Source organism: Leptospira weilii serovar Ranarum str. ICFT (assembly GCF_000332415.1).
GTDB classification, from domain to species: Bacteria; Spirochaetota; Leptospiria; order Leptospirales; family Leptospiraceae; genus Leptospira; species Leptospira weilii_A.
In genome coordinates, this window is the sequence record NZ_AOHC02000037.1 from 38,341 (window position 1) to 62,618 (window position 24,278).

Annotated in this window: 21 protein-coding genes and 3 tRNA genes; 10 read left to right on the forward strand and 14 right to left on the reverse strand. The window is 41.3% G+C overall.

Annotated features, from left to right (window positions below; translation table 11 throughout):
- The first annotated feature begins 3 nt into the window (after positions 1-3).
- Genes LEP1GSC060_RS11125 through LEP1GSC060_RS11135 form a run of 3 tightly spaced genes read left to right on the forward strand, consistent with a single transcriptional unit; the run spans position 4 to position 3,457 of the window.
- Entirely contained in the window at positions 4-966 is a 963-nt protein-coding gene (locus LEP1GSC060_RS11125) for an ABC transporter ATP-binding protein (RefSeq protein WP_003004366.1), read from the forward strand.
- A complete protein-coding gene (locus tag LEP1GSC060_RS11130; protein ID WP_003004288.1) occupies positions 963-3,011 on the forward strand; it encodes an AsmA family protein in 2,049 nt (682 codons plus the stop codon). Before LEP1GSC060_RS11125 ends, LEP1GSC060_RS11130 begins: the two co-directional genes overlap by 4 nt.
- A 23-nt stretch (positions 3,012-3,034) precedes the next feature.
- On the forward strand, positions 3,035-3,457 hold the full coding sequence (locus tag LEP1GSC060_RS11135) for an LIC_13387 family protein (RefSeq protein ID WP_003004791.1): 423 nt from the start codon (positions 3,035-3,037) through the stop codon (positions 3,455-3,457).
- 307 nt (positions 3,458-3,764) lie between these two features.
- Here LEP1GSC060_RS11135 and LEP1GSC060_RS11140 read toward each other — a convergent pair whose 3' ends face one another.
- Entirely contained in the window at positions 3,765-5,597 is a 1,833-nt protein-coding gene (locus LEP1GSC060_RS11140) for a MutS family DNA mismatch repair protein (protein ID WP_003004557.1), read from the reverse strand.
- On the reverse strand, positions 5,594-5,830 hold the full coding sequence (locus LEP1GSC060_RS11145; RefSeq protein ID WP_003004379.1) for a hypothetical protein: 237 nt from the start codon (positions 5,828-5,830) through the stop codon (positions 5,594-5,596). Before LEP1GSC060_RS11145 ends, LEP1GSC060_RS11140 begins: the two co-directional genes overlap by 4 nt.
- A gap of 176 nt (positions 5,831-6,006) precedes the next feature.
- On the opposite strand from LEP1GSC060_RS11145, the gene LEP1GSC060_RS11150 reads away from it, so the two are divergent.
- Positions 6,007-6,213 (forward strand): hypothetical protein, encoded by a 207-nt coding sequence (locus tag LEP1GSC060_RS11150; RefSeq protein ID WP_003004816.1) that lies wholly within the window; start codon positions 6,007-6,009, stop codon positions 6,211-6,213.
- Between the two features lie 192 nt (positions 6,214-6,405).
- Here the strand turns inward: LEP1GSC060_RS11150 and LEP1GSC060_RS11155 are convergent, their stop codons facing one another.
- The 7 genes from LEP1GSC060_RS11155 to LEP1GSC060_RS11190 all read right to left on the reverse strand — a co-directional run bounded on the left by LEP1GSC060_RS11155 (position 6,406) and on the right by LEP1GSC060_RS11190 (position 11,000).
- A complete protein-coding gene (locus tag LEP1GSC060_RS11155) occupies positions 6,406-8,028 on the reverse strand; it encodes a caspase family protein (protein ID WP_003004638.1) in 1,623 nt (540 codons plus the stop codon).
- A 487-nt stretch (positions 8,029-8,515) separates the two neighbouring features.
- On the reverse strand, positions 8,516-9,517 hold the full coding sequence (gene ilvC, locus LEP1GSC060_RS11165; RefSeq protein WP_036096298.1) for a ketol-acid reductoisomerase: 1,002 nt from the start codon (positions 9,515-9,517) through the stop codon (positions 8,516-8,518).
- Positions 9,518-9,888: 371 nt separating this feature from the next.
- Positions 9,889-9,965: transfer RNA gene (locus tag LEP1GSC060_RS11170), tRNA-Arg, on the reverse strand.
- 5 nt (positions 9,966-9,970) lie between these two features.
- Positions 9,971-10,381, reverse strand: a complete 411-nt coding sequence (locus LEP1GSC060_RS11175; protein ID WP_003004798.1) for a hypothetical protein — start codon at positions 10,379-10,381, stop codon at positions 9,971-9,973.
- Positions 10,335-10,781: a hypothetical protein gene (locus tag LEP1GSC060_RS11180; protein ID WP_003004158.1), complete on the reverse strand. Its 447-nt coding sequence runs from the start codon at positions 10,779-10,781 to the stop codon at positions 10,335-10,337. The genes LEP1GSC060_RS11175 and LEP1GSC060_RS11180 overlap by 47 nt, the downstream gene beginning before the upstream one ends.
- Positions 10,782-10,824: 43 nt before the next feature.
- Positions 10,825-10,911, reverse strand: a tRNA-Ser gene (locus LEP1GSC060_RS11185).
- A 5-nt stretch (positions 10,912-10,916) separates the two neighbouring features.
- Positions 10,917-11,000 (reverse strand) — tRNA-Ser (locus LEP1GSC060_RS11190).
- Positions 11,001-11,101: 101 nt separating this feature from the next.
- Between LEP1GSC060_RS11190 and LEP1GSC060_RS11195 the strand changes: the two genes are divergently transcribed.
- From LEP1GSC060_RS11195 to LEP1GSC060_RS11220, 6 genes are all read left to right on the forward strand, one after another.
- Positions 11,102-12,346: a class I SAM-dependent RNA methyltransferase gene (locus LEP1GSC060_RS11195; RefSeq protein ID WP_036096300.1), complete on the forward strand. Its 1,245-nt coding sequence runs from the start codon at positions 11,102-11,104 to the stop codon at positions 12,344-12,346.
- Positions 12,347-12,731: 385 nt separating this feature from the next.
- Entirely contained in the window at positions 12,732-14,006 is a 1,275-nt protein-coding gene (locus LEP1GSC060_RS11200) for an SGNH/GDSL hydrolase family protein (protein WP_003004723.1), read from the forward strand.
- 87 nt (positions 14,007-14,093) lie between these two features.
- Positions 14,094-14,780, forward strand: a complete 687-nt coding sequence (locus LEP1GSC060_RS11205; protein ID WP_036096302.1) for a hypothetical protein — start codon at positions 14,094-14,096, stop codon at positions 14,778-14,780.
- A gap of 108 nt (positions 14,781-14,888) precedes the next feature.
- Positions 14,889-16,373: a HEAT repeat domain-containing protein gene (locus tag LEP1GSC060_RS11210; protein WP_036096215.1), complete on the forward strand. Its 1,485-nt coding sequence runs from the start codon at positions 14,889-14,891 to the stop codon at positions 16,371-16,373.
- Between the two features lie 8 nt (positions 16,374-16,381).
- Positions 16,382-17,425, forward strand: a complete 1,044-nt coding sequence (locus LEP1GSC060_RS11215) for an LIC_10091 family lipoprotein (protein WP_003004320.1) — start codon at positions 16,382-16,384, stop codon at positions 17,423-17,425.
- Positions 17,422-18,318: an N-acyl homoserine lactonase family protein gene (locus LEP1GSC060_RS11220; protein ID WP_003004925.1), complete on the forward strand. Its 897-nt coding sequence runs from the start codon at positions 17,422-17,424 to the stop codon at positions 18,316-18,318. The genes LEP1GSC060_RS11215 and LEP1GSC060_RS11220 overlap by 4 nt, the downstream gene beginning before the upstream one ends.
- 279 nt (positions 18,319-18,597) lie before the next feature.
- Here the strand turns inward: LEP1GSC060_RS11220 and LEP1GSC060_RS11225 are convergent, their stop codons facing one another.
- The 5 genes from LEP1GSC060_RS11225 to pabB form a co-directional block, all read right to left on the reverse strand.
- The gene (locus LEP1GSC060_RS11225) at positions 18,598-20,649 is read right to left on the reverse strand and encodes an AMP-dependent synthetase/ligase (protein ID WP_003004832.1); all 2,052 of its coding nucleotides are present in this window, start codon (positions 20,647-20,649) and stop codon (positions 18,598-18,600) included.
- A gap of 174 nt (positions 20,650-20,823) precedes the next feature.
- Entirely contained in the window at positions 20,824-21,108 is a 285-nt protein-coding gene (locus LEP1GSC060_RS11230; RefSeq protein ID WP_003004197.1) for a hypothetical protein, read from the reverse strand.
- A gap of 75 nt (positions 21,109-21,183) precedes the next feature.
- Positions 21,184-21,843 carry a leucyl/phenylalanyl-tRNA--protein transferase gene (gene aat / locus LEP1GSC060_RS11235; RefSeq protein ID WP_003004456.1) on the reverse strand — a complete coding sequence of 220 codons (660 nt, stop codon included), beginning with the start codon at positions 21,841-21,843 and terminating at the stop codon, positions 21,184-21,186.
- Positions 21,844-21,866: 23 nt separating this feature from the next.
- Entirely contained in the window at positions 21,867-22,433 is a 567-nt protein-coding gene (thpR, locus tag LEP1GSC060_RS11240) for an RNA 2',3'-cyclic phosphodiesterase (RefSeq protein WP_003004523.1), read from the reverse strand.
- A 48-nt stretch (positions 22,434-22,481) separates the two neighbouring features.
- A complete protein-coding gene (pabB, locus tag LEP1GSC060_RS11245) occupies positions 22,482-24,251 on the reverse strand; it encodes an aminodeoxychorismate synthase component I (protein ID WP_036096219.1) in 1,770 nt (589 codons plus the stop codon).
- Positions 24,252-24,278 lie beyond the last annotated feature (27 nt).

The following is a 24,278-nucleotide window of genomic DNA, read 5'->3' on the forward strand; positions in this document are numbered from 1 at the left end:
ATCATGATTCGCATTCAAGATCTTACAATCAGTTATTATACGAAATCGGGATTCGGTTTTAAAAAGAATCGAATCGTCGCGGTGGACGGAATCGATCTTGAGATCGAACGTAATGAAATTTTGGGACTCGTGGGAGAATCGGGTTGTGGTAAAACCACGTTGGGAAGAAGCCTTGTAAAACTAATCAGGCCCGAATCTGGATCGATCTATTTCGAAAACCGGGAAATCACTTCTCTTTCTTCTTCCGAGTTTTTTCCTTTCAGAAAGGATATTCAGATTATCTTTCAAGATCCGTATTCTTCTCTCAATCCAAGAATGACGATTGCAGAAATTCTAATGGAAGGATTGGAACTTCACGAAAAATTATCCGGGAAAGAAGCGGAAACAAAGATCAAGGAAATTCTCGAAAGAGTGAATTTATCCTCCGATATTCTTTCCAGGTTCCCTCACGAATTTTCCGGAGGACAAAGACAAAGGATCGCGATCGCACGAGCGCTCGTTTTAAAACCTAAGTTCGTCATTTGTGACGAATCGGTTTCCGCTCTCGACGTTTCCACCGGCACTCAAGTATTAAAACTTTTGGTCGAATTAAAAAAAGACTTCGGTCTTTCCTATTTGTTTATCTCTCACGATCTCGGTGTGGTAAAATCGATCTCGGACAGGATCGCAGTCATGTATTTGGGAAAAATCGTCGAACTCGGCAAAACGAGAGACATAGTCTCTTCTCCCGCACATCCTTATACAAAAGCGTTGTTTCAATCCACGTTCGACGTCTACGACAGAAAAAAAATTAGAACCCCTCTCAAAGGAGAAATTCCGAGCGTCGTAAACAAACCTTCCGGGTGTCACTTTCATACCCGATGCCCGATCGCTCAGGATTTATGCAAGTCCCAGGTTCCGACTTGGAAGGAAATCAAAAACGACCAAAAAACATTGTGCCACTTTCCACTGGATTATATAAGATGAAATTTTTGAAGCGCATTCAAGAATTTTTATATAATAATCGAATCAAGTTCTTTTCGATTCTTTTGTTTCAGATTCTTACTCTTATCATATTCACGTTAGTTCCCATTCTTGTCCGCCAGGATTTTTACAAGGACTTCATTCTTACCGAAATCGAAAAGGAAACGGGCCTGGAAGTAAAAGTCGATACTTCGGATTTGGTTTTGTTTCCGTTTCCGGGAATAGAACTTAAAACGGTTCAGGTTCGAAGCGGGGACGTGATCGTAGGAATCAGCGATCGGATTAAGATCGATATTACCTGGCTCGGTTTATTGGGTCAGAAAGTGGAAATCAGAGACATTTATATTTCAGGCGGAAAGATCAATCTTCATAAAAACAAAGACGGCTCCGTCGATCTAATCGAGTTTTTTCAGCAGGAAAAAGAAGAGCCGGAAACCGATCATCAAACACAGACCATAAGGATTTTTGATCCGTCTCCGGGAAGCGGCGCTTCCTTCAATCCGAAAGAAATTTTTAAAGTCGGATTAAAAAACGTTCAAATCGAAAACTTTTACGTTCACTATCAGGACGATGCCCATAATAAAACATACGGGATTTATCTTTGGAATTCGGCGTTCAGCATTTCCTTTTACGGAAATACTTTCGATCTGACTCTACAGGGGAAGTTAGACGGTCAAAGTTTTCAGATTTACGGAAGCGTTGGTTTGGATGAATTTTCGACGACTCTTGAAAAGTTAAAATTTAAATCTACGATCATTTTAGATAAGTGTTCTCTTTCGATTTTTAGGGATTTGTTGTTTATTTTTCCGAACGCGGATTTTTCAAAAACGATCTTGGACGGTACAATCAAAATCGATAAAGCTTCCAATGAATCGATCAAATTCAACGTAACCGCACAAGCGAAAAATTTCGCGTATAAAGGCGGCAATCCGTTCGGCGACATCAAAGTAAACATGGAAATGAAATTGGATATTCCGAATAAAAAATTGGAATTTCCATATATCACCGTCGTCTGGCCCGGGATCGCCGAAGGAAGCGCCAAGGGGAAAGTATTATGGAATTACAAAACGAATGTTTTCTTTCAAATCACAGCGAATTATGCGGATTATCACAGTATATTCCGATTGGGAAAACTTTTCGAATTCACAAAGAAGTTCGACGATCCGAATCGACCGGACGGAGTTTTTTATTTTAGTGCGGATTTAAAGAACGTCTACGCGTTGAAACACAGATTTCCCGTTTTAAAAGCGGAAATCAAATACACATATCCCTGGATACACATATCGAGTTTTCACGCTTACATATACAACGGAGAAATATTAGGAAAATCTAAAATTAATCCGTTCCAATCCAGGTTCGAGGTTCAGGGCGAAGTGTATCGAATTCAATCCGATCGACTTCTTATGCCTTACGTAACCGAACAAATCATCACCGGAGACATGTTCAGCAAGTTCAGCTTTGTTACGGAAGTTCACAACCGGTCTTCGGATTTCGTGGCGGAATTTTTCAGGAATATGGAAGGCTCCGGAAATCTTCAAATTATCGACGGGGAACTACTCGGTTACGCAAACTTCATGATTCCGGTTTTAAACACTCTCGGAAAAATCATTTCGTTCAACGGAATCGACGGAAGAAAGGTCGAATTCTCTTCCTTAAAATCGGATTTTAAAATCGAAAACAATCACCTTTACTTTCCGAATCTAAAACTGCAAGGAAACGGATTGGAAGCCGACGGGAAAGGAAACATCAGCTTTGAAAAAAACGTGGATGTTATCGTGAACTTAAGGCTCGGCGGAAATATTGTGGGAAGAGCGTTAAAAATTCCGATTATTTATAAGGGAATTTATAAACAATCGATTCCTTATATAGATCCGATCTGGTTGGGTTCGGTTTTTGCGGGAAGTACGATCCTCGCCCCGTTTTTCACGCTGGTCGGCGGACCTTTCGGAGGAGGAATCGCCGGATCGGTCGCATCGGAATACGTAAGGGACGCTTGGGAAGGATTTAAGGGATTGTTTACATCCAAAGAAAAGAACAAAAAGAAATAATTTAAAAATCTAAAGGAGATTTTATGAAACCAAAATTATTCATTCGTATCGCATCGGTATTGATGCTCGTATTTGCAATCGGACATTCGATCGGACATTTCACTCGGTACAACACGACGGATTCGGAAGCCTTAAATGCGATTTCTAAGATGCAACAAACCAGGATTCCGATGGACGGAGTTACGAGCACTTACGATCAATTTTATACGGGAATGAGTTTGAATTTGAGTATCGTGTTGATTTTTTTGACGATACTTCTTTGGTTATTATCCAATCTTTCCGAATCGAATCCGAACGCAGCGTTGAAACTCCTGATTCCGGTTTTCTTTTGTATAACCTGTTTCGGCGTCACGGGTTTTCTTTATTTTTTTCCGGTGCCGACTTTGGTGGCTTCCTTAGGGGCGTTTTCCCTTTTAGCGAGTATCGTTCTATTGAACAAGAATTAGATTCAAAGGGGGATGAGTCCCCCTCGCTTCAGACGCGTTATGCGTCATTTCTTAACGATCGCTTCGCGATCGACCTGATTCGTGTCCCCTGACGTCTAAAATCCCGACATCCGATCCTTAACCGCCACCCATTAAAACACACGCGTCTTTCGCTACCCCCTCTCCGGGCGGTTTCATCGTGTGTTCTCCCCGGACCCTATCTTTTGAAATACAATCATATACGTATATTCCTGTTTTTGAAATTATCTTTCCGTATTTTCAAGACCGGGCTTTATTTAAGCCAAAATTTTTTTACATCGAACTCGCGTTAAGTGAAATCCAGATCCAACCCTTCTTGCGCTAAAATTCGTAACGCGTTGCTTGTCTGAACCAATCCTTCTCGGATCTTATAATCAAAATACATGGTACCGTTTAAAATTTCTTCTTGGAAATGTTTTAAGATAACACTTTCGACCTTTGCAAGTTCCAAATCATGACTTGTGACCAAACCGATGACGCGATTTTTTTTGAGTTCTTTCAAAATTCCCTTACAAGCAAGAGAACGCTCTCTCGTGTTTGTACCCTTTAAAATCTCATCCAGCAAAACGAGATGGGGCAAATCCTGATTTTGAATCTTTTTGACGATCTCGGAAAGTCTTCTTACTTCCGCGTAAAAAAAGGAGATTCCTTCCTCTAAGTTATCCTCGTTTCTCATACTCGTATGAACTTGCAAAATCGGTAGGGAAAATCGGGACGCAGGCGCCGGACCGCCGGCTAAGGCAAGAATCGAAGCAACCCCGAGCGTACGTAGATATGTGGTTTTACCGGACATGTTCGAGCCCGTGATAAGCACGATATTCCCTTCTTGAACCGGATCCAACGGATTGGAAACTCTGGACTCCGAAGGAAGAAGAGGATGAAAAATATCTTTTCCCGAAATTCCTTCTTTAGAATTTTCGGAAAGAATTTCCGGAAAACAATAATCGGGAAACATCCATTTCAAATTCGCAAAAGGAAAAAGAAAATCGAATACGGTCAAATCCTCGATGGACTTTTCCAAAAGTGCGGAGTGTTTCTCTTTCCATTTGGAAATTTTCTGTAAGATCCAAAGATCGTAAAGAAAGAGACTATTTAAAATCAGATGTAATAGAGGAGCTTCGGTCAAAGCGACACGTTTTAAAATACGATCCAGATCTTCGTACGTGGATTTTAATTCTTCTTTGGAAGTATCCCGTAAAAGAAACCGACCGTCTTTGTCCCGGACGTTCAGCCCTTTTAAGTATATTAGAATTTTCTGAAGTCCTCCGATACTACCGGAAAGGGAGTAATATTGACTAAAAATTTCCAAAGAACGAGAACGATACAATCCGAATAGGATTAAGTTTAAAAACAAAACGGACGCCGGAAAAGGAACGCCCAACAACACGTTCGCCGGAATCAACGCAAGAACCAGGATTGTAACCGGTCTGTAAATTTTTTTCAACCAAGGATATCGGTTCCAGAGTTCGGAAGTGTCGTCGCTCTGAATCAATGTCATTTCCGTCTTTTTAGGATTCAATGTAGAATCCCGATTTTCTTGTAGGTAGGAAGCGAGTCTGAGTATTTTAGGAATTGCTAATGTTTTTTCGGAAATCGATCGAACGAGGGACTGACGGAGTAGAACATTCTCTCTTTTAAAATCGGCGGAAAAGTTCTCTGGGTCCAAAACGGAAATCAACTTCCGTTCCGCATTTGCGGTAAACGTAGTATCCAACCAAGGAAACAGTCCCGTTTCCCGGAATAGATCCAAATCCCTCGCTAAGGGAGAAATTTTTTCCAATCCAATCCGAGTTCCGAATTTTTTACCGAAACCTTTGATTGTGATTCTCGCGGATTCTCTTTCTAAAACGAAAATCCAAAGTCGAATTTTTTCCCGAGTCGAAAGGGTTTTTTTATATCTTCCTACAAAAAAGAAAAAAACAAAAAGAAGAATGAAAGAAGGAAAATAATAAACGATCGAAAAGCGTAAATAATAGAGGACGGAAATGCAAAGAACAAATGTGGAAAAGAAAATAAGTCGAAATAAGGAAAGTCTGGAAAGAAGGACGGAAACTCGATCGTAAAGTCGTTTTAATTTTTCGACTCTGCGTTTGAGTCGATCGATCCGATGGGAAGGTGTCATCCGGTAAGGGAACTTATATTTTCGTAATGTTCGTTTTCTCGTTTATAAATTTCAAAGTCCAACAAACGAACCAATGATCCAAGGTCGGGCATAACCCAGCGCGAAACCAATTTACCGCGTTCTTTGCCTTTGATCTTATCCACATATACGTATCCGAACAAATCCGTTCCGTACTCGTACGCGACGAATCTTCCCGTTCTTTTACCCGTATTGTTGATCAGCCGGATCTGCATTTTTTTGCAATTTTATCGTTTTAGGAAAATTCGTACAAGAAAAAAAAGCTCAAGGATTTTCCAATTTCTTCGATAGATAGTTTTGGGGGTCAATTGCTTTCTCAAGGAAGAGAATCGAATGGCTCCCCAATAGATAAATCCCGAACCAAACCAGAAAGTCGCACGGAGGCGCAAAAATGTTTTACCCAGAGATGGACCCGGACTTAAAAAGTTCCTTTCTTTCAATCGACAAAACCGTCGCAAACCTCGTAAACAACACGATTCTTCCCCAATCCGGCCTAAAAGCAGGAAATCTTCTCAACGCGGACCAGATGAAAAAATTAAAGGAAATCCGCAAACGCAGATTTCAATCCGGCGAATGGAAGAATTTTTTGAAAGACTAAAAGTTTATTCTAAAACCTGAAATTGTGGGAACTCCCACAATTTTGTGAAACTAAAACGTCTCGCTCCCTGGTGCTGCTACTCATAGGGAGCAGTGCCACTTTAGTTACTTAGGTCGTTCTATAGGATTGAATTCGATATAACAAAAAAGCCCGCTCACAGCGGGCTTTCGTTTAGAATCCGAAATACGGTTTTTAGTATTTCGTTTTGGTAGAAGGCATCTTTACGTTTAGAATGACATCCACCTTGGTAACGTCCCCTTCTCTTACATTGATCATTGAATTGTTCAGATTCAAATCTTCCGCAAAAGAAGCCTTGATTTCATAATCACCCGGTTTGAGATTTGTGAACCAAAAATTTCCATCGTTGTCGGTATTCAATTTCTGAATTCCGGTAACGCTGGAAATCGTAGGCATAAAAATCGGCTGATTGATCACAGGATTATCCAGAGTTTTGTAAAAAACCTTTCCTTGAATCGCTCCGAAACCGCTCATGGAAACATTAATCGGAAGTTCATTCTTCTTATTCGGAAGGACCGCAAACGTTTCCTGAATTTCGGGATAGTCGTCGGCCTTGATCGTAATCTTATGAACTCCCGCAGGAACTTTACTCAGTGTGATCGTATAGATATTACCCGGAATCAATTGTCCTTGTCTCTTAACCGCGCCCCAAAAGTTGGAAGAAATCGCAGTCACGTTTGAAGTAAATTCCTGATCGTCGATATAAACCTTAACGTTCCGATTCCCTTTTCTTTTTTTCTTCGCAAAGATCAAAATATCGGGAGGAAGATCCGAAAGACCGTAGGCGCGATCTTGAATGATCGTAGTTTTTAACACCAAATCCCCTCTTTCATTTGTCGGAACTACGGGTGGTTCTTCCGGAGTTACTACGGGCTGAGAAGGATCGGGTTTTACCGGATCGGGTTCAGGCTCAACGGATGGCGCGGGAGGTTTTGGAGGATCGATGGGTTTTGGCGGCTCCGGAGTTTTTTTACCGGAAAGGAAAATACCCGAAGCGTTTCCGGAAATCTGAGGAACCTGTTCGTGTTGAAACTTCTTAGCCATCTGAACGGTTTCTTCTCTCGATTTGAAGAAGGCTTCCAGCGCGGTAACAACGTTATCCTTATTTAAGTCTGCGGTGCCGAGCGCACGTCCGAAGTTGTAGGTAAAAATCCCGTGATTGATGTTACCACCGACTTCGATCGCGGTTTGGTTGTCATCGGCGGAGGAGATGATCGTTTTGTCCTGAAAGAAAAAATCTTCAGAGTCCTGTTTTACGGTTCCGTTACTTCCTTCCGGAATCGGAACATCGGCGGAGCCTCGAGTCGATTTTCCTTTTTTAGCGATCCCTCCGGAGAAGCAGCAGTCGAAAATAAAAACCGTTTTTGGAGATTTTACTTTTTCTAAATACTTGTTGAGTTCGTCGTCCGGAAGATGAGGTCTATCGTAACAGATGATCAAGTTTCTCATTCCGTTTTTCGCGGACGCGTCTCTTTGAAATGCGCCGTGGCCGGAAAAATAAAGTAGAACGGTATCGTTATCACCCGCTCTTTTGGCTAAGGCCTTGATCTCTTTTTCTATATTATCTTTTGTGACTTCTTTTCCGAGTACGATCTTTACTTCGTCGAAGTTTCCGACCTTCCGAATTTCATCGTTCAGATAAGTTGCGTCCGCTTCACAAAGATTGAGTTCCGGAATTCCGGCTTTATTGCCGGTATAATTGGAACCGAAAATAAGTCCGTATCTCTTTTGTGCAAATGCATCCGTTGCGAAAAACAAAAACAAACAGACGCTGATTGCCGATAACTTGGATTTCAAATCTGGCCTCCTAGGTATGATTTAGAATGGAATCAAGGTAACAAAAGAAACCCTTTTGTCATTATTTTTTTAAGGAAAGAATCGAGACTTCGAAATTAAGGAAAGAATTTTCCGATTTCAAAAGGTCGTTCGTTGCCCCAAACGAACGTTTTCATTTCAGATTTTTTAACCCGAATCTTTTTTATTTGTCCGAGTTTATTTGAAAAAGGATATGATTTAAAGTTTGCACCGAAATCAAAAAGAAAACATCCAAAGATTAAACTTTTTAGATGATTCGAGTCGAAGAAAAATCTAGAACCGAAACGGGTCTCAAAATTCAGAGCCCGTATAAAAACCTAAAACGTAAGAACTCCAAAATCGAATGGGTTTTGGAACGAGCCCTTCGCAATTGGGAACTCATTCCAATCGTAATTCGGCGAACGTATAAAAAAACCCGGAAGATTGAAATCCGCCGGGTTTCTCATTCAAAGAGAATCTAAAACGGAAATTATTTAGATAACCATTTCATCATACTTCTTAATTTTTTACCCACCGATTCGATCGGATGAGCGGCATTCTTATCTCTCATATTCTTAAAGTTTGGATAACCCGCTTTTGTTTCGGCCATCCAGTTGGTCGCAAATTTTGCTCCCTTATCTTTTTGAATATCGTTCAGAACTTCCTTCATTCTTTGTTTTACACCCGCGTCGATTATACGGGGACCGCTTACGTAATCGCCGTATTCCGCGGTGTCGGAAATGGAGAATCTCATTCTCGCCAATCCGCCTTCGTAGATGAGGTCGGTGATGAGTTTCACTTCGTGAAGACATTCGAAGTAGGCGATTTCAGGATCGTAACCCGCTTCGGTTAAGGTTTCGAAACCGGCCATGATCAGATTGGAAAGGCCGCCGCAAAGAACGACTTGTTCGCCGAAAAGATCCGTCTCGGTTTCTTCACGAAAAGAAGTTTCGAGAATTCCGGCGCGACCACCGCCGACTCCGGCCGCGTGCGCGAGCGCTCTTTTCTTAGCCTCGCCGGTTGAATCCTGATAGATCGCGATCAAACAAGGAACTCCGCCGCCTTCCGTATAAACCCTACGAACGAGATGACCGGGACCTTTGGGTGCGACCATATAAACGTCCACTTCTTTAGGCGGTTGAATGAAGTCGTAGTGAATATTAAATCCGTGAGAAAAAACGAGAGCGTCCCCTTTTTTAAGATTCGGTTCGATATCTTTTTTATAAAGATCCGCTTGAATCGTATCCGGAGCAAGAATTTGAATGATGTCCGCTTTTTGAGAAGCTTCCGCGACGTTATAAACTTCGAAACCTGCGTTCTTGGCGTCTTGAGCCGATTTGGATCCTTCTTTTAAACCGATGATGACTTTGAGTCCGGAATCCTTCATATTTTGAGCCTGAGCATGTCCTTGGCTTCCGTAACCGATCACTGCGATGGTTTTACCTTTGAGCGAGTTTAAATCACAATCGGCGTCGTAATAGATATTTGCCATTTTTCCTTTCCTCGAGTGTTCCTTTTTACAAAACATTTGAAAAAGGATAGAATGACAACTGAAATAACCCTCGCGTTCAAAGTGTTGTATTCGATTCCCGCAGCGAGATTGAATTTATAAATAGGAAGATTCTTATGAATGGGAAAATAAATTTTTTTGATGTATCTGCATTTATAAACTTTTCTCTCATTGTGTTTCTAAAAAAAGGATTCCATAACGGTCGCTTTTGACTCCATGCGAGATGGAACTGAGACAGCATATTGTGTCGCGTTAGAACTTTTCATCCTAAGATTTTTTGAGAAAATGAAAAGACCCCGGATATAAATTTAAGATAAATTCTATGAATGAGAGTTTAAAATTTTGAAGGAAATTGGCGCGCCCAGAAGGAGTCGAACCTCCGACCTTCTGATCCGTAGTCAGACGCTCTATCCAGCTGAGCTATGGGCGCGTGGGTCAATGGATGTAAGATTCCAAAAGAGAAAGATGTTTCTCAGGAATCTTAAGTGCAATCTTTTTTGCACTCGTGTAATTGTATAGCAGTAATCCGGAAATTCCAAGATAAATCAAAATCCCGGTAAGATGGATCATGTGACCGAGCCAAGGGCCTGCAATCGGAACCCAAGAAACCAAAACACTCGCCGAAAGAAATCCGAGAAAATAAAGAAAGTTCACGAAGGAAATTCCGGAATATTTTCGAACCGTTTGATTCTCCCAATAAAAAGTAAAACCGATCAACCAGGTTCCGAAAAAAGGCAGAGAGACAAAGTAAACTAGAAATCTTTCCGATCTAAGAAATCGATTGGCGATTTCGGGAAAGTTACGGAGAACCGGTTCGTATTTTTTTAAATATTCTTTGAAGTTCATTTTCCATCTCCGGGAAATAAGGAAGAGTAAATTCTTTTTCTTGATATGCGTTCCAAGCTCCCAGCGCGCTGTAACCTAGAAATACGATCCAAGAAACGTAACTGATAAAGTCCGTAACGATCGGGTTGATCCGAATCAAAGATAAGATCCAACTAATAACGGGAAATTCTCTTAGAAACCAAACCACGGAATAAATTACGATAAATCCTACATTGAGTTTTAAGGACTGAAGGATGTGGAAAGAGGCGAATTTTTGTGTCTTGCGAAAAATCCAAAGGAACACCCAGCCGAAAAAAGGAACGTAAGAAAAGGCGGCGATTAAACCAGGAAGCTCGTCGCTTTTTAAAACTCTCAATGTTTCCTGAATAAATTCCCGGGTTTTGAAACGCTCAGAGGACATAGAGGAAGGATTCCGATTGCTCAAGTAAAATGAAAACAAAATTCGGAGACGCAGGGATTCGAACCCTGGGTACAGTTACCCGTACGACAGTTTAGCAAACTGCTCCTTTCGGCCACTCAGGCACGTCTCCATCAGCGGAGAAGGTAGGATTCGAACCCACGGTGGGATTACCACGACGGTTTTCAAGACCGCTGCTTTAGACCACTCAGCCACTTCTCCCGACGAAATTACTTTACCGCGAGAAAACCCCCCTATGTCAAGGTGAATTGTTCTTTGCGCTCGTGGATCTTGGTATTTCCTGGAAGACGTTGCCGAAAGAGATGAAAACCGAGGGACATAAAAACCATTCCCAAAAAAAAATTCACAAAAACCTTTCGGATCCAATTTTACTCAAACCTCGTTCTTGGGTGAATTTAGGTTATTCGATCGCAAATTCGAAAGAAGCCGCTTTCTTTTTGAAAAATGCGATTCCCGGTGAATCGGTTTCCGTGATTCCTCGCAAACAATCCGGTTCTTTGTTTTGGGGGGTTGTCTCCGAAATTGAAGAAGTTTCATCGGAACGGATTGCGTCCGATTGTACTGCGTTTCCTCGTTGCGGAGGTTGTTCTTATCGTCACGTTTCTTATCAAAAGGAATTGGAGATCAAAAAATTTCTTCTTCAAGAAACGCTGGAACGTTTTTTATCCAAGAATCATATTCAAATTCCTGAAATTGAAATTCTTAGCGGTGAGCCGAACGGATATAGAAACACGGCGCAGATTCAATTGGGTTTTGCAGGGAATAAAAGAGTTGCGGGTTTTTATGAAGAGTTCTCGCATTCGATCGTAAATTTTCCAGAAGACGGATGTAAAAATCTTCCGGAAGAAATGAACTCGGCTTTTATTGAATTTCTAAAAAAAGAAAAAACGGGGTCGGCTCCTTTTTCTAAATCAAAAACTCTTTCCTTCAGATTGGAAGGAACCAAGGTCGTTCCTTATAAAAAGGAATCTGTTGCCTTTCGAGAAAAGATCTCAGTCCCGAAACCTAAGGAAATCGTTTGGGAAATTCCGGCCGGAGGTTTCTCGCAAGTAAATCGATATCTCATCGTTCCTTGGCTCGAAAAAATTTTCGAATTGGTTCCGGAAAATCAAAATGGAATATTAGAATTATATTGTGGATCGGGATTGATCGCTATCGTTCTTGGATCCAAGACCGAAAATTGGATCGGTTACGAGCTTTCTTCGGATTCCGTTAAACAAGCAAAGGAAAATGTTTTACAAAACGGGATTTTTTCCTGTGATTTCAAAAGTCTGAATTTAGAAACGGATTCGATCGAGGACGCGTCGCATTTTTCTTTTTGGATTATGAACCCACCGAGGGGGGGTTTGTCCAAAAAGGTTTTGCAAACGCTCATCGAAAAAAATCCGAACGGATTTTTATATTCGAGCTGCAATCATACCACTCTTGCGAGAGATTTATCTCTGATTTTGAATGAGAATTATAAACTTTTGAACGTAACGTTAGTCGATTTTTTTCCAAGAACGAAACATTTCGAAGTCGTCGTAAAGGTTGAAAAGAAGAGCTGAAATCGTCCCGGTCGGGTTCCATATATATTATAGAATGAATTTTTATTTTTGTAGCTACGAAGAAAGTTTTTCAACAAAGCTAATCTTTTTACTTCTTAAGTAATAGATATTAATTTAGAATAATTTTTATATATTAATTTAAAATTATGTTCTTAAGTATAGTTACTTAAGCGCCAAATATGAATTTTTCATCCATTACTCTTGTATCGGATCTTACGTTGGACTGCAAAAAAAATCTCGTTAAGGATGTATTTTGCAAATCCTATTGACTGATTGTTTTTTAGCGTTTAACTTCATTATAATAACGAAGGTTATAGGATAACGAGATCGAGTTCTTTCATGAATGAATCGTTTTCCAAGCCCTTGATAAAAATGGAGAATAGTGATGGTTGAAAAAGTGAAGTGGGCTATGGTTTTTACGTTGTGGTTCGCGTTTGAAGTCGGAACCTTAGGCGCGCAATCTCAGAGCGAGCTTTTTGCAAAACCCGGAGTGATCGGTGATTCTTTGAGTCAAGGTTTCTTTGGCGCTACGGTTGAGAAAAAAACTCAGGATTGGGCTTATCCTGTTTTAGTCAGTAAACAAGCCGGATCTTCCGTTTCGTATAACGTTCTTAATGGACCTTATCTCAACTTCGAAGATATAATAAAAGGCGAATGCGGTATTTTTTGTATGGTGAAGTCTCTCATTGGAGGAAACGCTTCCACCGTTAGGCTTCCTACCAATGCGGGAATTTCAGGAGCTCAATATAATTCCGTTTTAAAAACTTCCGGACAATGTGATGACATTACGGCGACTAAATGGAGTAAAGAATGGTACTGGGCGGCATGGTATTGGCATACATATCGCTGGGCGCGAGTCAACGATTGTAAAACACCCGATAAGTTCCATCGATTCGGACTTCGGAATTCCGGGACTCAACTTGAGATCATGGAAAAAGTCAAACCTACTTTTCTTTTCGGAACTGCGGCGGGGAATTATGTTCTTTGTAGCGCTCTTTCAACTTCTACTTCTTGTTTGAACGAAGCTCGTTTTAAACATGATATTCGTACGGTGATGAAACGTTTGGCCGCGATTGGAAGCATAAAAGGTGGAGTCCTATTTACGACTCCGGATTTAACCGCGATTTCGCACTTAGAACATTACACGGATCCTCAAAGAAAAAGGCATCACACTGGATTGAAAGCATTCTACCGTAATTCCGTATCCCATGCGGGTCAAGTTTTAGATGCGGATGAAGTTGCAAATATTACTAAGTTCTTAACTATGTTGAACAACGAAATTAAGGCTCAAGGTGCGGCGATGGGATTTGCAGTTGCGGATCTAAAAGTCGTTTTTGACGACTTAAAAGAAAACGGACGTCTCATAAAAAGTCATTCGGGTTGGAGTCCGGGTTATGCGCGTGCACACTGGCCTTTACCGGGTCAGCCGGGAGTTTTTAGTCTGGACGGCGTACATCCTAATATGCTCGGGCATGCGATTTTAGCGAACGAGTTGATTAAAGCCATTAACAATCGGTACGGTTTGAACATTCCTCAAGTCAGCGAATACACCGCTTGGTATCACGACAGCTTAAATAGAAATCCGATCGACTTAAAGAAATTCCTGACTGAGACTTTTTTCGGACGATTCATCTCTTGGATAATCGGAGTTTTTGTCTAAGAGAATTCTTTTTCAACCTAAAGAAAAAGGAAATACAAACGTCGCCTTTATTTGAGGCGGCGTTCTTTTATTTTGGAGGTCGATTTTGTGGAATTTAAAAAGAAACTTTTTTTTGCAACCTCTATACTTGCAGTATTTTTAATATTACTTCTGGTTTTTTTGCCGGAAGATTCCAAAAAACGATCGTTTTCGGTCTCTGAGGGAAATGATGTCGTTTTAAAAACAAAATATTATTCCGAAATGGATCCTTATTTTCCGGACGCACCTCATCCTTTTAACGAAGATCCGGATCTGGAAGTTCAGGCGAAAAAACTTTGGCCCGAAGCGTTTCGCCCTAAAAAAACTCCCGAAGAAAAAGAACAGATTCGGAAGGAATGGGCGGACTTTATAGCAAGATATCCGAAAAACTTATACATCCCTTCGGAGTTCCGACCTATCCTGACGGAAGCGGAGAAAAAAGAAGCGAGAGAAAGATTGGATACGGTCGCCGACTTGGAAACCAAAGACGCAATCGCGCGTTCTTTGGGAAAATACGAGGAACCCGGAAGGGAACCCAAAGCTCCTTCCGAATCGAGTGTGGATCCGAAAGAACAACTCGTTTACGTTAATTATAAGATAGAAGAGCTGGAATCTAGAATTCAATTAATTGAATATACGATCCAAGAGGAAAGGCTGGAATTGGAACAGATGGAGACGGCCAATCAGGATCTCGTCGTTTGGAAAAAAGAACTTTCGGATTTAAAACAAGTTCGAAAACAGATTCCGGATTCTTGATATTTTCCATTTTACAAAGTCGCTCGCAAAAATATGGGAGAGTTTATGCGATTATTATTATTTTGTACCTTGATTTTATGGAGTTGCGAGCGGCCTCCAAAACCGGATATGTTACCGGTCCCGGAGGAGGAAACAGAAATTCCATTGGAACAAATTCGGGAAGAATTGAATTCCTCAAATCCTCGGATTAGGGCCCAAGCAATTTTAGAACTTTCTAATATAAATCATAAACCTTCTTTGAATAAGATTCGAAAATTACTGAAAACGGATCCGAATCCCGCGGTGAGGGGAACCGCCGCGATTGCGCTCGGAACTTGGAAGGACCGGGTTTCCACTTCGGAAATCATAAACCTCTTGTCGAACGGGTCCGGCGTCACTCCCGATATCGTATTGGAAGCCCTCGCGAGAATGGAAAATTCTTCCTCGGCTAAAGCGATCCTCCCTTTTTTGCAATCTCCGGATTCCACTTTGAGGTTGATCGCGGTCGATACCTTGGTTCGTATTCGGGCCAATTCTTACGGCAAAGAGATTCTGGTTTTAGCCGACAAAAATCAAGATTCGGAACTCGCGAAAACATATGCAATGGCATTAGGAAAACTTAAAGTTCGTTCCGGGGAATCGTATTTGATAAGGCTTGCGAAAACGACGGAACCATCTCCTACGTTAGCCGCTGCTTATCTCGCTTTGGGAAGAATTTCCAGTAAAAACGCGATTCCGATTTTAATCCAAGGACTTGCGGGAGACTTCGATAAAGGAAGCGAAAATTCCGCGCTCGCCCTAATTGAAATTAAAAGTTCGGCTGCGATTTCATCCACGATCCCGATCTTGAAGCATAAAAATCGAGAAATTCGTTATCGCGCCGTAAACGTTCTTTCGGAAATTCCTTCTTCGGAAACCGGACCCAAGGTTTTGAAAATTCTTGAGGCAAACGATCCGGATGCGGTTGCACCTGCGGCCATGGTCTTAGGAAGAATTCGTTTTAATCATGCGCGTACGGCAATCGAAAATATATTCATAAATTCTAAACTACCCGATCGAGAAATCATCGGTAGATCACTCGGTTATCTCGGAGATAAAAAGAGTATTCCGGTTTTATTGAATGTTCTCAAAGAACCCGAAGGAGAGGGCAGATATGGAGCGGTTTGGTCTTTGGGAATTTTACAAGCGACCGAAACATTGGATGATATAATTGCGGCTTCAAAATCCTCCGATCCGAAACTCTCTTTGTTGGCCGTTGAATCGCTTGGACTTTTACGTTCTCCGGAAGCGCTTTCGACTCTGGCGGAGATTGCGGAAAACAATCCGGACTCGGCTTCCGTTGTCCTTTCCGCGATCGCGTCGATTCCGGGGGAAAAATCGAGTAAGATTTTGGAGAATTTTGCGCAAAATAAAAACGTTTCCTTACAACAGGTTGCAATCTCCGAGTTAGGAAAAAGAAAAGATCCGACCAGCGTTCCCGTTCTGATCGGAATTTTGGAAGAGAACCGGGCCGTAAGTTCTAAACTTTTAATGGCTTCGCTCTCATCGATCACAGGAAAGAACTTTTACTCTCGGAACGAATGGTTGAACTGGTATAAACTCAACTCGAAGTAATTAGGTTTATGTTTCATTCTAAAACGATGCCGTTTATTTTAACGGTACTTATTGTTCTCGGTTCCTCTTGTAAAACCCCTCCTCCGAAAGATCCGTGGATCGTTTCTCCTCTTGCGGAAAATGAAAAACTGTTTTTAGTTCCTTTAAAAATCGACGAGTTCGATTCCAAGGATTTGGGAGGCAGACATTATCCCGCATCGAACGAACTCCGGATCGATCTTTTCAGACCTTATATCGAAAATTTGGAAGGCGGTTATCTCGGAGCCGGAACCGATCAGAACTTTACCTTCATCGCTTGGGCAAAGAGCAAGTATGTATGGTTAATGGATTTTGATTATACGATTTGTTTAATCAATCGGATTCATCTTTTATTTTTTAAACTCGCTCCCGATCCGGAATCGTACCGGGAACTTTGGTCCCGAAAAAATAAACAATCATCCTTTGAACTCATAAAAAAAGAATGGGAAAAAGATCCCGAGTGGTCTTTGATCCGAGAGGCATGGGAGGTTGCACACCGAGGCAAATCGGATATTCCTCAAAGATGGAACGAACTGGATCGAACTTCTCAGAGATTCGGTCTTAAGACTTTCATTCATTCCGAAGAAGAATACGATTATGTTCGTAACATGGTTCTTCAAGGAAGAATTCAGATTTTAAAAGGGGATATCAACGCGGAAAAAAGTATGAGGTCCGTCGGGGAAAGAGCCGCAAGATTGAACGTTCCTATCCGAGTTGTTTATCTTTCCAACATCGAGGATTATTTTTCTTATACTCCGGGTTTTCGCGACAACTTACTCAGCCTGCCTACGGATGAAAAAGGAATCGTTTTAAGAACGATGCAAAACGGAACCAAGGAAGAATACGGATCTCCGGACGGAGAAAAAATTCCCGTGGATTATCCTTTGCATTACAACGTTCAATCTTTGGAGAACTTACAGGAATGGATGTTGTTGTCCGGTCATCTTCATAAAGGAATTCTAATGCAATTTAGAACTCCTCTTCAAAAAGGATTTTCCAGGATCAAAAGCCAACCCGTAGAAGCGTTGAAATGAAAACAACTTGGTTCGTATTGTTTGTGGTTCTCGGTTTTCTCTTAAACTGCACTTCGAATCAACAAAACGGCAATGATTCAAACCTTGCCGTTTCCAAAAATCAAAATGTAAATTCTCCAGCGGCGGACGTTGCCAAAAATTGTAAGTCAAACTTCGGGCTTTATGCGTTCACGTACGGAAGAAGTTTATATCCGGATCGTTTTTTAAACGTAGAAGAAGATGAAGGAAGTCGTGAAATCGTTTATCTCTTTTATTTAATACGAATTCCTGGAAAAAATATTTTGGTGGATTCCGGTTTCGTGAATGAATCCTACAAAAAACGATTCGGTTTTACTTCCTTGGAAAGCCCCGATCGTCTTTTGAAAAAATGCGGAATCGATCCGAAAGAAATTACGGACGTCGTACTCACGCACTTTCATTTCGATCATGCGGGAGGAATTTTTTTATTTCCAGCCGCGACGATTCACATTCAAAATCACGATTTGGATCTTCTGAAAAAAGAATCTTACTTTCCGAAACAATCCGATTATTTAAAAGCTTTGGTCAAAACCAATCGACTTCATTCTTTCGACGGAGCCTATTCCCTTTTACCGGGGTTGCAAATTCTATTCACGGGCGGTCACACGCCGGGTTCCCAGGCTTTAGAATGGATTGCCCCTTCGGGGAAACAGTTTTTATTTACGGGCGACGAATGTTACTTTATCGAAGAATGTAAAAATGGAATCGGTCTTCCCAAAGAAGCGGCATTTTCTTTAAAACGAAATCGTGAGTTTGTGGAATACGCTCGAATCTTGAACGATAAGGGAACCAAAATTTTCACGTTGCACGATCCTTCTATTTTGAAGGAAGGAGAAGAGATCGCTCCGGGAATTCGCCTCCTTGATTTCTTTTAAACAAATCGCGATCTTGTATCCCGATTGTAGCTAACGTGAAAAACAATATACAACTTTCATTATCGATATCGATCGCAAAACTTAGTTTTCCTCTATAAAAAGAACCCAAGCGTGTTCCAGAGCCAACGAATCGTTTGAGTGATCTCATTTCGATCTGAATCCGATTACGGGTCGTTTTGGAAATTTCTTTCAATCGGTTCCATCTAAGATATAGGAATAAAAAAGGCCCGGAGTAAAAAACCCGGGCCTTTTCTCTTGAAACAAAAACAAATTTTAAATTCAATCTTTGTCGTAGAGTTTCTTAATTTCCTTATTGTATTTTTCTGTGATCACGTGTCGTTTCATCTTAAGAAGGTTGGTCAACTCGTCGCCTACCTCGAAAGGTTTTTTGGCGAGAACGATATGTTGAACCTGTTCGAAAGATTTAAAACCAGTCTTCGTGCTGTTATAGTTACGAACTTCTTTTTTGTAGAAGTCGATCACCTTAGGATTTTTGATCAATTCATCGGCTTTGGAAGAATCGATTCCGTTTTCCTTACACCAAACGCTTAAATGTTCCATATCGGGAACGATAATCGCGCCTAAAACCTTTTGGTCCTGACCGATTACCATAGATTGTTTGATAAAAGGAGATTCGTCCATTTTGTTCTCGATCGGAATCGGTTCCACGTTTTCCCCGCCTAACAGTACGATGGTGTCTTTCGCTCTTCCGGTTAACGTGAGAGTTTTCTTGAAGTTGATAAATCCGATATCTCCGGTATTCATCCAACCGCCCACGATGGTCTTTTTAGTGACTTCGGGATTTTTATAATAACCTTTCATCACTTGTGGACCTTTTACAAAAATGATTCCTTTTTGGCCCAATTTACCCGCAAGAACCTCGAACTTATCGTCGATATGAGTCAATACGTTGCCGTTTTCGTCTTTGATAATCAGTTCGGATTTAGGAACCAGAAAGCCCACGGAACCGATGATCGGTTTTACGAAAGGTCTTACCGAAATCACGGGGCTGGTTTCGGTCATTCCGTATCCTTCCAAAACGAGCATTCCTATATCGTTGAAGAAATTATCCACGTGTGATTGCAACGCCCCGCCTCCGGACAGGGATGCTTTCAGTCTTCCGCCGGTAGCCGCGCGGATTTTAGAAAGAACGATCGCATCCAAAGTTTTAGCGTTGAAGACGAGCCCAAGTCCGGCGATCGTAAAGAAAAGCCAGCCGGGAAGACGAATTCCGTAGGCGGGAAGAGTCAGATAAGCCAGAATCGCCATAGTGCTTACCGTAAAAGGTCCCGTTAACAAAAGAACAATCAGAGATTTGGTTCCGATCGCAAAAGACTTAAGTATATTTCTATTTTCGTAGTCCACTTCCAATCCGTTCAAAAATCTTTTGGAGGCGTTGTAATGTTTGGAGAAGAAATACGCGAGTTTAAACAAACCTCTGCGGATCGGCGGAGTTTGTTTCGGATCGTTTACTTTGTTGTAAATTCCCGTATAAACGCTTTCCCAAACGCGAGGCGCCGAACCCATAAAAGAAGGTTTCGCTTTGGCTAAATCGTTTTTGAGATCGGACACTTTCGTATAATACGTTTGAATGCCGCTCGAAATGGCCCCGTATTCGTTCACTCTTTCGAATATATGCCAAATCGGTAATATAGAAAGCATACTATCCGTGGGTTTTATATCCGTCAGAAGCATCGGCACTACATGAACCATTTGGTGGATCATGTTGGAATGCGTAAGCATGACGCCTTTCGGCATTCCGGTCGTTCCCGAAGTGTATATGAGAGTAAAAAGATCGTCGGGTTTGATTTCTTCGATTCTTTTTTCCGCTTTTTTACTTCCTTTGGCTCTGAGGGCTTTTCCTTCCTCGATCAGATCGTAAATTTTATGAATGTGTTTTCCTTTTGCAGAGGAGTTCTTATCCATAATAACGATCGTTTCCACTTTAGGAAGTTTTGATTTAACCTTATTGTATTTTTCCAACATCTTATCGTTTTCGATAAAAACGATCTTTGCTTCGGAGTGATGAAGAATGTATTCCAATTCGGATTCGGTGACGTCTACCCCCCTAGGCACATTAGCCGCGCCGGAAAACTGAACCGCATAATCGGCAATCATCCACTCAAGTCTGTTATCCGCCAATACTCCGACGTGTTCCCTTGCTTTCAATCCCATGTGAATGAGAGTTTCCGCAAGTGCGATTCCCATATCATATAACTGTTTATAAGAAGTAGGATGAAATTCCTTATCTTCTCCCTTGCTCCAAAATACGGGGTGATCCCCATATTTCTCGGTGGATTGTATGAACATATCCGCGAGGTTTTTATACATTTTCAATTCCTCTTGTGTGAGTTTTTACCGAAATGATTTTTCGGTTGATTAAAGGCTGAATTAAGCTAAGAGAAAAATGGAGAGAGTCAATCAAATTTTAGAGAAGGGTTCGGAGGGAGTGCGGCGCAAAAAGAGAATCCGTCTATCCTTTTTAAAGATAGACGGAGGAAGATATTATTGCTCTTCGCCGGCAGGAGCGGAAGACTCGGAAGAAGGAGCCGCTTCTTCTTTTTTACTTTCCGCTTTTTCTTTTTTGGATTTTTTCGATTTCTTGGACTTTTTAGCCTTCTTGGATTTCTTAGCTTTTTTTCCTTTTTTCTCGGACTTAGTTTCTTTCGGGCTTTCAGTTTGTTCACTCGGAGCGTCTGCAGCGGGTTCTTCTGCGACGAGTCCTGAGAATCCGGTCAAAGCCATAGCGGCGATCAAAAGTTGAACAAGAATTTTTTTAAAAAGGGTCATTGGTAAATTTCCTATTGAATAGAGTGATTGATTGGAGAAGTCCAACACCCTAAGCAAAAATGTAAATACGTTTTTTTAAAGAACGGACAAAGAAGGGTTCCATTTTTTGTCGGAAACGATGGCCGATTCCAATCGTTTGAGATATTCTTTTTTTGGAATTTGATAAGCCCCGAGACCCAGAGTAACGACGTTGAGTTGTTGGGTATCAAACAAAGTGAACCGATCCTTTTTAAGAGTTTCGAATAAATAAAAGAGTCCGATTTTTCCGAAATCGGGAAGGAAGGAGAACATGGACTCGCCCGCAAAAAAGTTTCCGATTGCGACTCCGTAGACCCCGCCGCCCAATTTTCCGTTTTCATCCCAAACTTCTAGGGAATGGGCGTAACCGAGTTTATGAAATTCGACGTAACCTTTGATAAAAAGATCCGTGATCCAGGTTTCTTCTCCGGGACGATAGGCACAACAGCGCATAACTTGTTCAAAGGCTCGGTTGAAAGTGATCGTATAACGTTTTTGATTGATTTTTCTTTTCAATCGTTTTGAAACGTGAAGTTTATTGAGATCGAAAATTCCTCTCGGATCCAAACAGTACCAAAGAATCGGTTGATCCGACCAAGGAAAGATTCCGTTCTTATAAGCGTATAAAAGTCGCTCGGGAGAAAGATCGCCGCCGGCGGCGACGATTTCACGATCCCAGACGTGCGGGTTTCGGAAAAAATCGGAAAAATCTTTCAATGTGCGTTTCCCATTCTGCGCCTTTACGATTCGACGCTCTCATGATTCTTGTAAGACGGTAAAAGTGAAAAAGATTCTTCGATGGAATAGAACGGCCCGTCCGAAAAGTTTTGGGAAGAATAAATATGAAATTCGGAAACTCTAAAGTTCGAAGAAGTAAAATCCGCAAATTCCTCCAAATACGTCGACACTCTTGTCACGTTCGAATTTTTAAAACGACCGATCGTAAGATGAGGATGATAATCTTGTCGATCCGGAGAAAAACCGAATCTGCGAGCGCCCGAATCTAAATTTTTCTGAAGTTGTAAAAGTTCGGGGGAAGGACGGAGAGCCGCAAAAAGAATCGAAGGAGATTTTTGTTTTCCGAAAGTCCCCACCGACTTTAGACTCAGATCGAATTCCGGAAAAGAAATCCGCGAACAGAAGTCGGATAAAACATCGATCCGGTCGGCGGATTGTTCGCCTAAGAAAGCCAAAGTAACGTGAAAATTTTCTTTCGGCACCCATCGTACGTCGGGGAGGCCGAAACAAATCGAAGTTAGCTGTTCTTTCACTTCTTCCGGAACGGATATTCCGAGGAAAGTTCTCATACTTAAAAGTTTAGAATTCCGTTTGATTTTCGCAACTAGATTCCGGCGTTATTTGTTTGCTGAATCCCGGACTTCTTTTACTTTCAAAATTCCGCGGAGAGAGTTGCAGAGAAATATCGAGTCCGATCGTCGCAAATCATCCAAGGAAAGAATTTTTTCATAAAACCCTTTTCGTTTTAAAAGGCGGCCTCGAAAAACACCCGGAAGAACTCCCGAAGAAATCGGAGGTGTAAAATAAGAATTTCCGATTTTTACGAATACGTTGCAGATACTTCCTTCGGTGATTTCTTTTTTTTCATTTAAAAATAGAACGTCGATATAACCCGCGTCCCTGCCGAGTTCCCGATCGTATGTTTCCCTCAGATTCGTTTTGTGTTTTCTAAACTCGGAAGAGGAGTCGATTTCAGTTTTGCCGATCCGTAGAATTCCTTCTTTTCGAAACGGGGAAAGTGTGTGCGATTCAAAACTGAATTTTCCGAAGGAATTCAGGCTGATTTTGATACGATAGGGGATCGGATCCGAACAGTTTGAGGCGATTTGTTTTAGAACGGAATTCCATTCCTTTTCCGAAAATGGAAACCGGAAAACCTCGGCGGATTTTTTGATTCTCTCCAAATGTTCTTTCAAAAAATAGAATATTCTATTTTTATAAAGTATAGTTTCAAAAAGGGAAAATCTCTGCGGCGCTTCGGTGAAAAATTTCGCCTTTTCCAAAATTTCGAGCCATTCTTTTTCAGGATCGGAATCCCAGGTGATTCCCGAACCGATTCCGATATTTCCTTTTCCTTTTTTTAATTCCAGAGTTCGGATTCCGATCGAAAAAACCGCGTTTTGATTCGGTTGAATGACTCCGATCGCACCCGTGTAAATTCCTCTCGGTTTTTCCAATTGTTGGATCAACTGCATCGCTCTGAGTTTCGGCGCGCCGGTGATGGATCCGCCGGGAAAAAGTTCTTTGAAAATATCCTTCCATTCGACCGAGTTTGAAAGTTCCGATCGGATCGTACTCGTCATTTGAAAAATCGTTTTGTATTTTTCCACGGAAAACAAGGCTTGAACTTGAACGCTTCCTTTTTTGCTGATTTTTCCGAGGTCGTTCCGCATTAGATCCGTAATCATCAGATTTTCCGCTTTTTCCTTTTCGGAATTCATAAGAATTCGAACGTTTTTGTCGTCTTCTTCTTCGGACTTACCTCTTTTGTACGTTCCTTTCATCGGTTTGGTGATTAGAGTTTTTCCCTTTTTTTCGAAAAAAAGTTCCGGTGAAAAAGAAAGTACGTCCAAGTCCGGAAGTCGAATCCAACAGCCGTAGGGGACTGGTTGTCTTTGCGTGAGTATTTTATAAAACGATAATATATCTCCTTCAAAATCGAAGGAGATTTTATCGGTATAATTAATTTGATAAATTTCTCCCTGATAAAGTTTGTTTCGAATCCTATCCAAATTTTGAAAATAGGTTTCACGGTTCGGAGTCGAAGAAATATAAAAGCCGTAATTTTGCGAAGGTTCCGCTTGAATTTCCGAAAGTTTTTCCGGGTTTTGAAAAACCGCAAAATATAAAAGCGGTGAAACCGTTTCGGTTTCTTTCCAATTCATATCGAAAAAGAAATAACCTACCTCGTAAGAAATAAAACCCGCTACATAATATCCTTGTTTTAGATAATCGTTTATTTCGTTAAGTGAAACTAACAACGTATCGAAACGATGAACCTCGATCGTTTTAACGGGATTACGGAAGATAATTTTTCCGAAAGGATGGAATCCTTCGTCAAAAATCATAAAAGGCTGGTCAGAGAATAGGAACTCTTCGATTCTCATTTTAAAACAAATTTAATCTGGATGAAT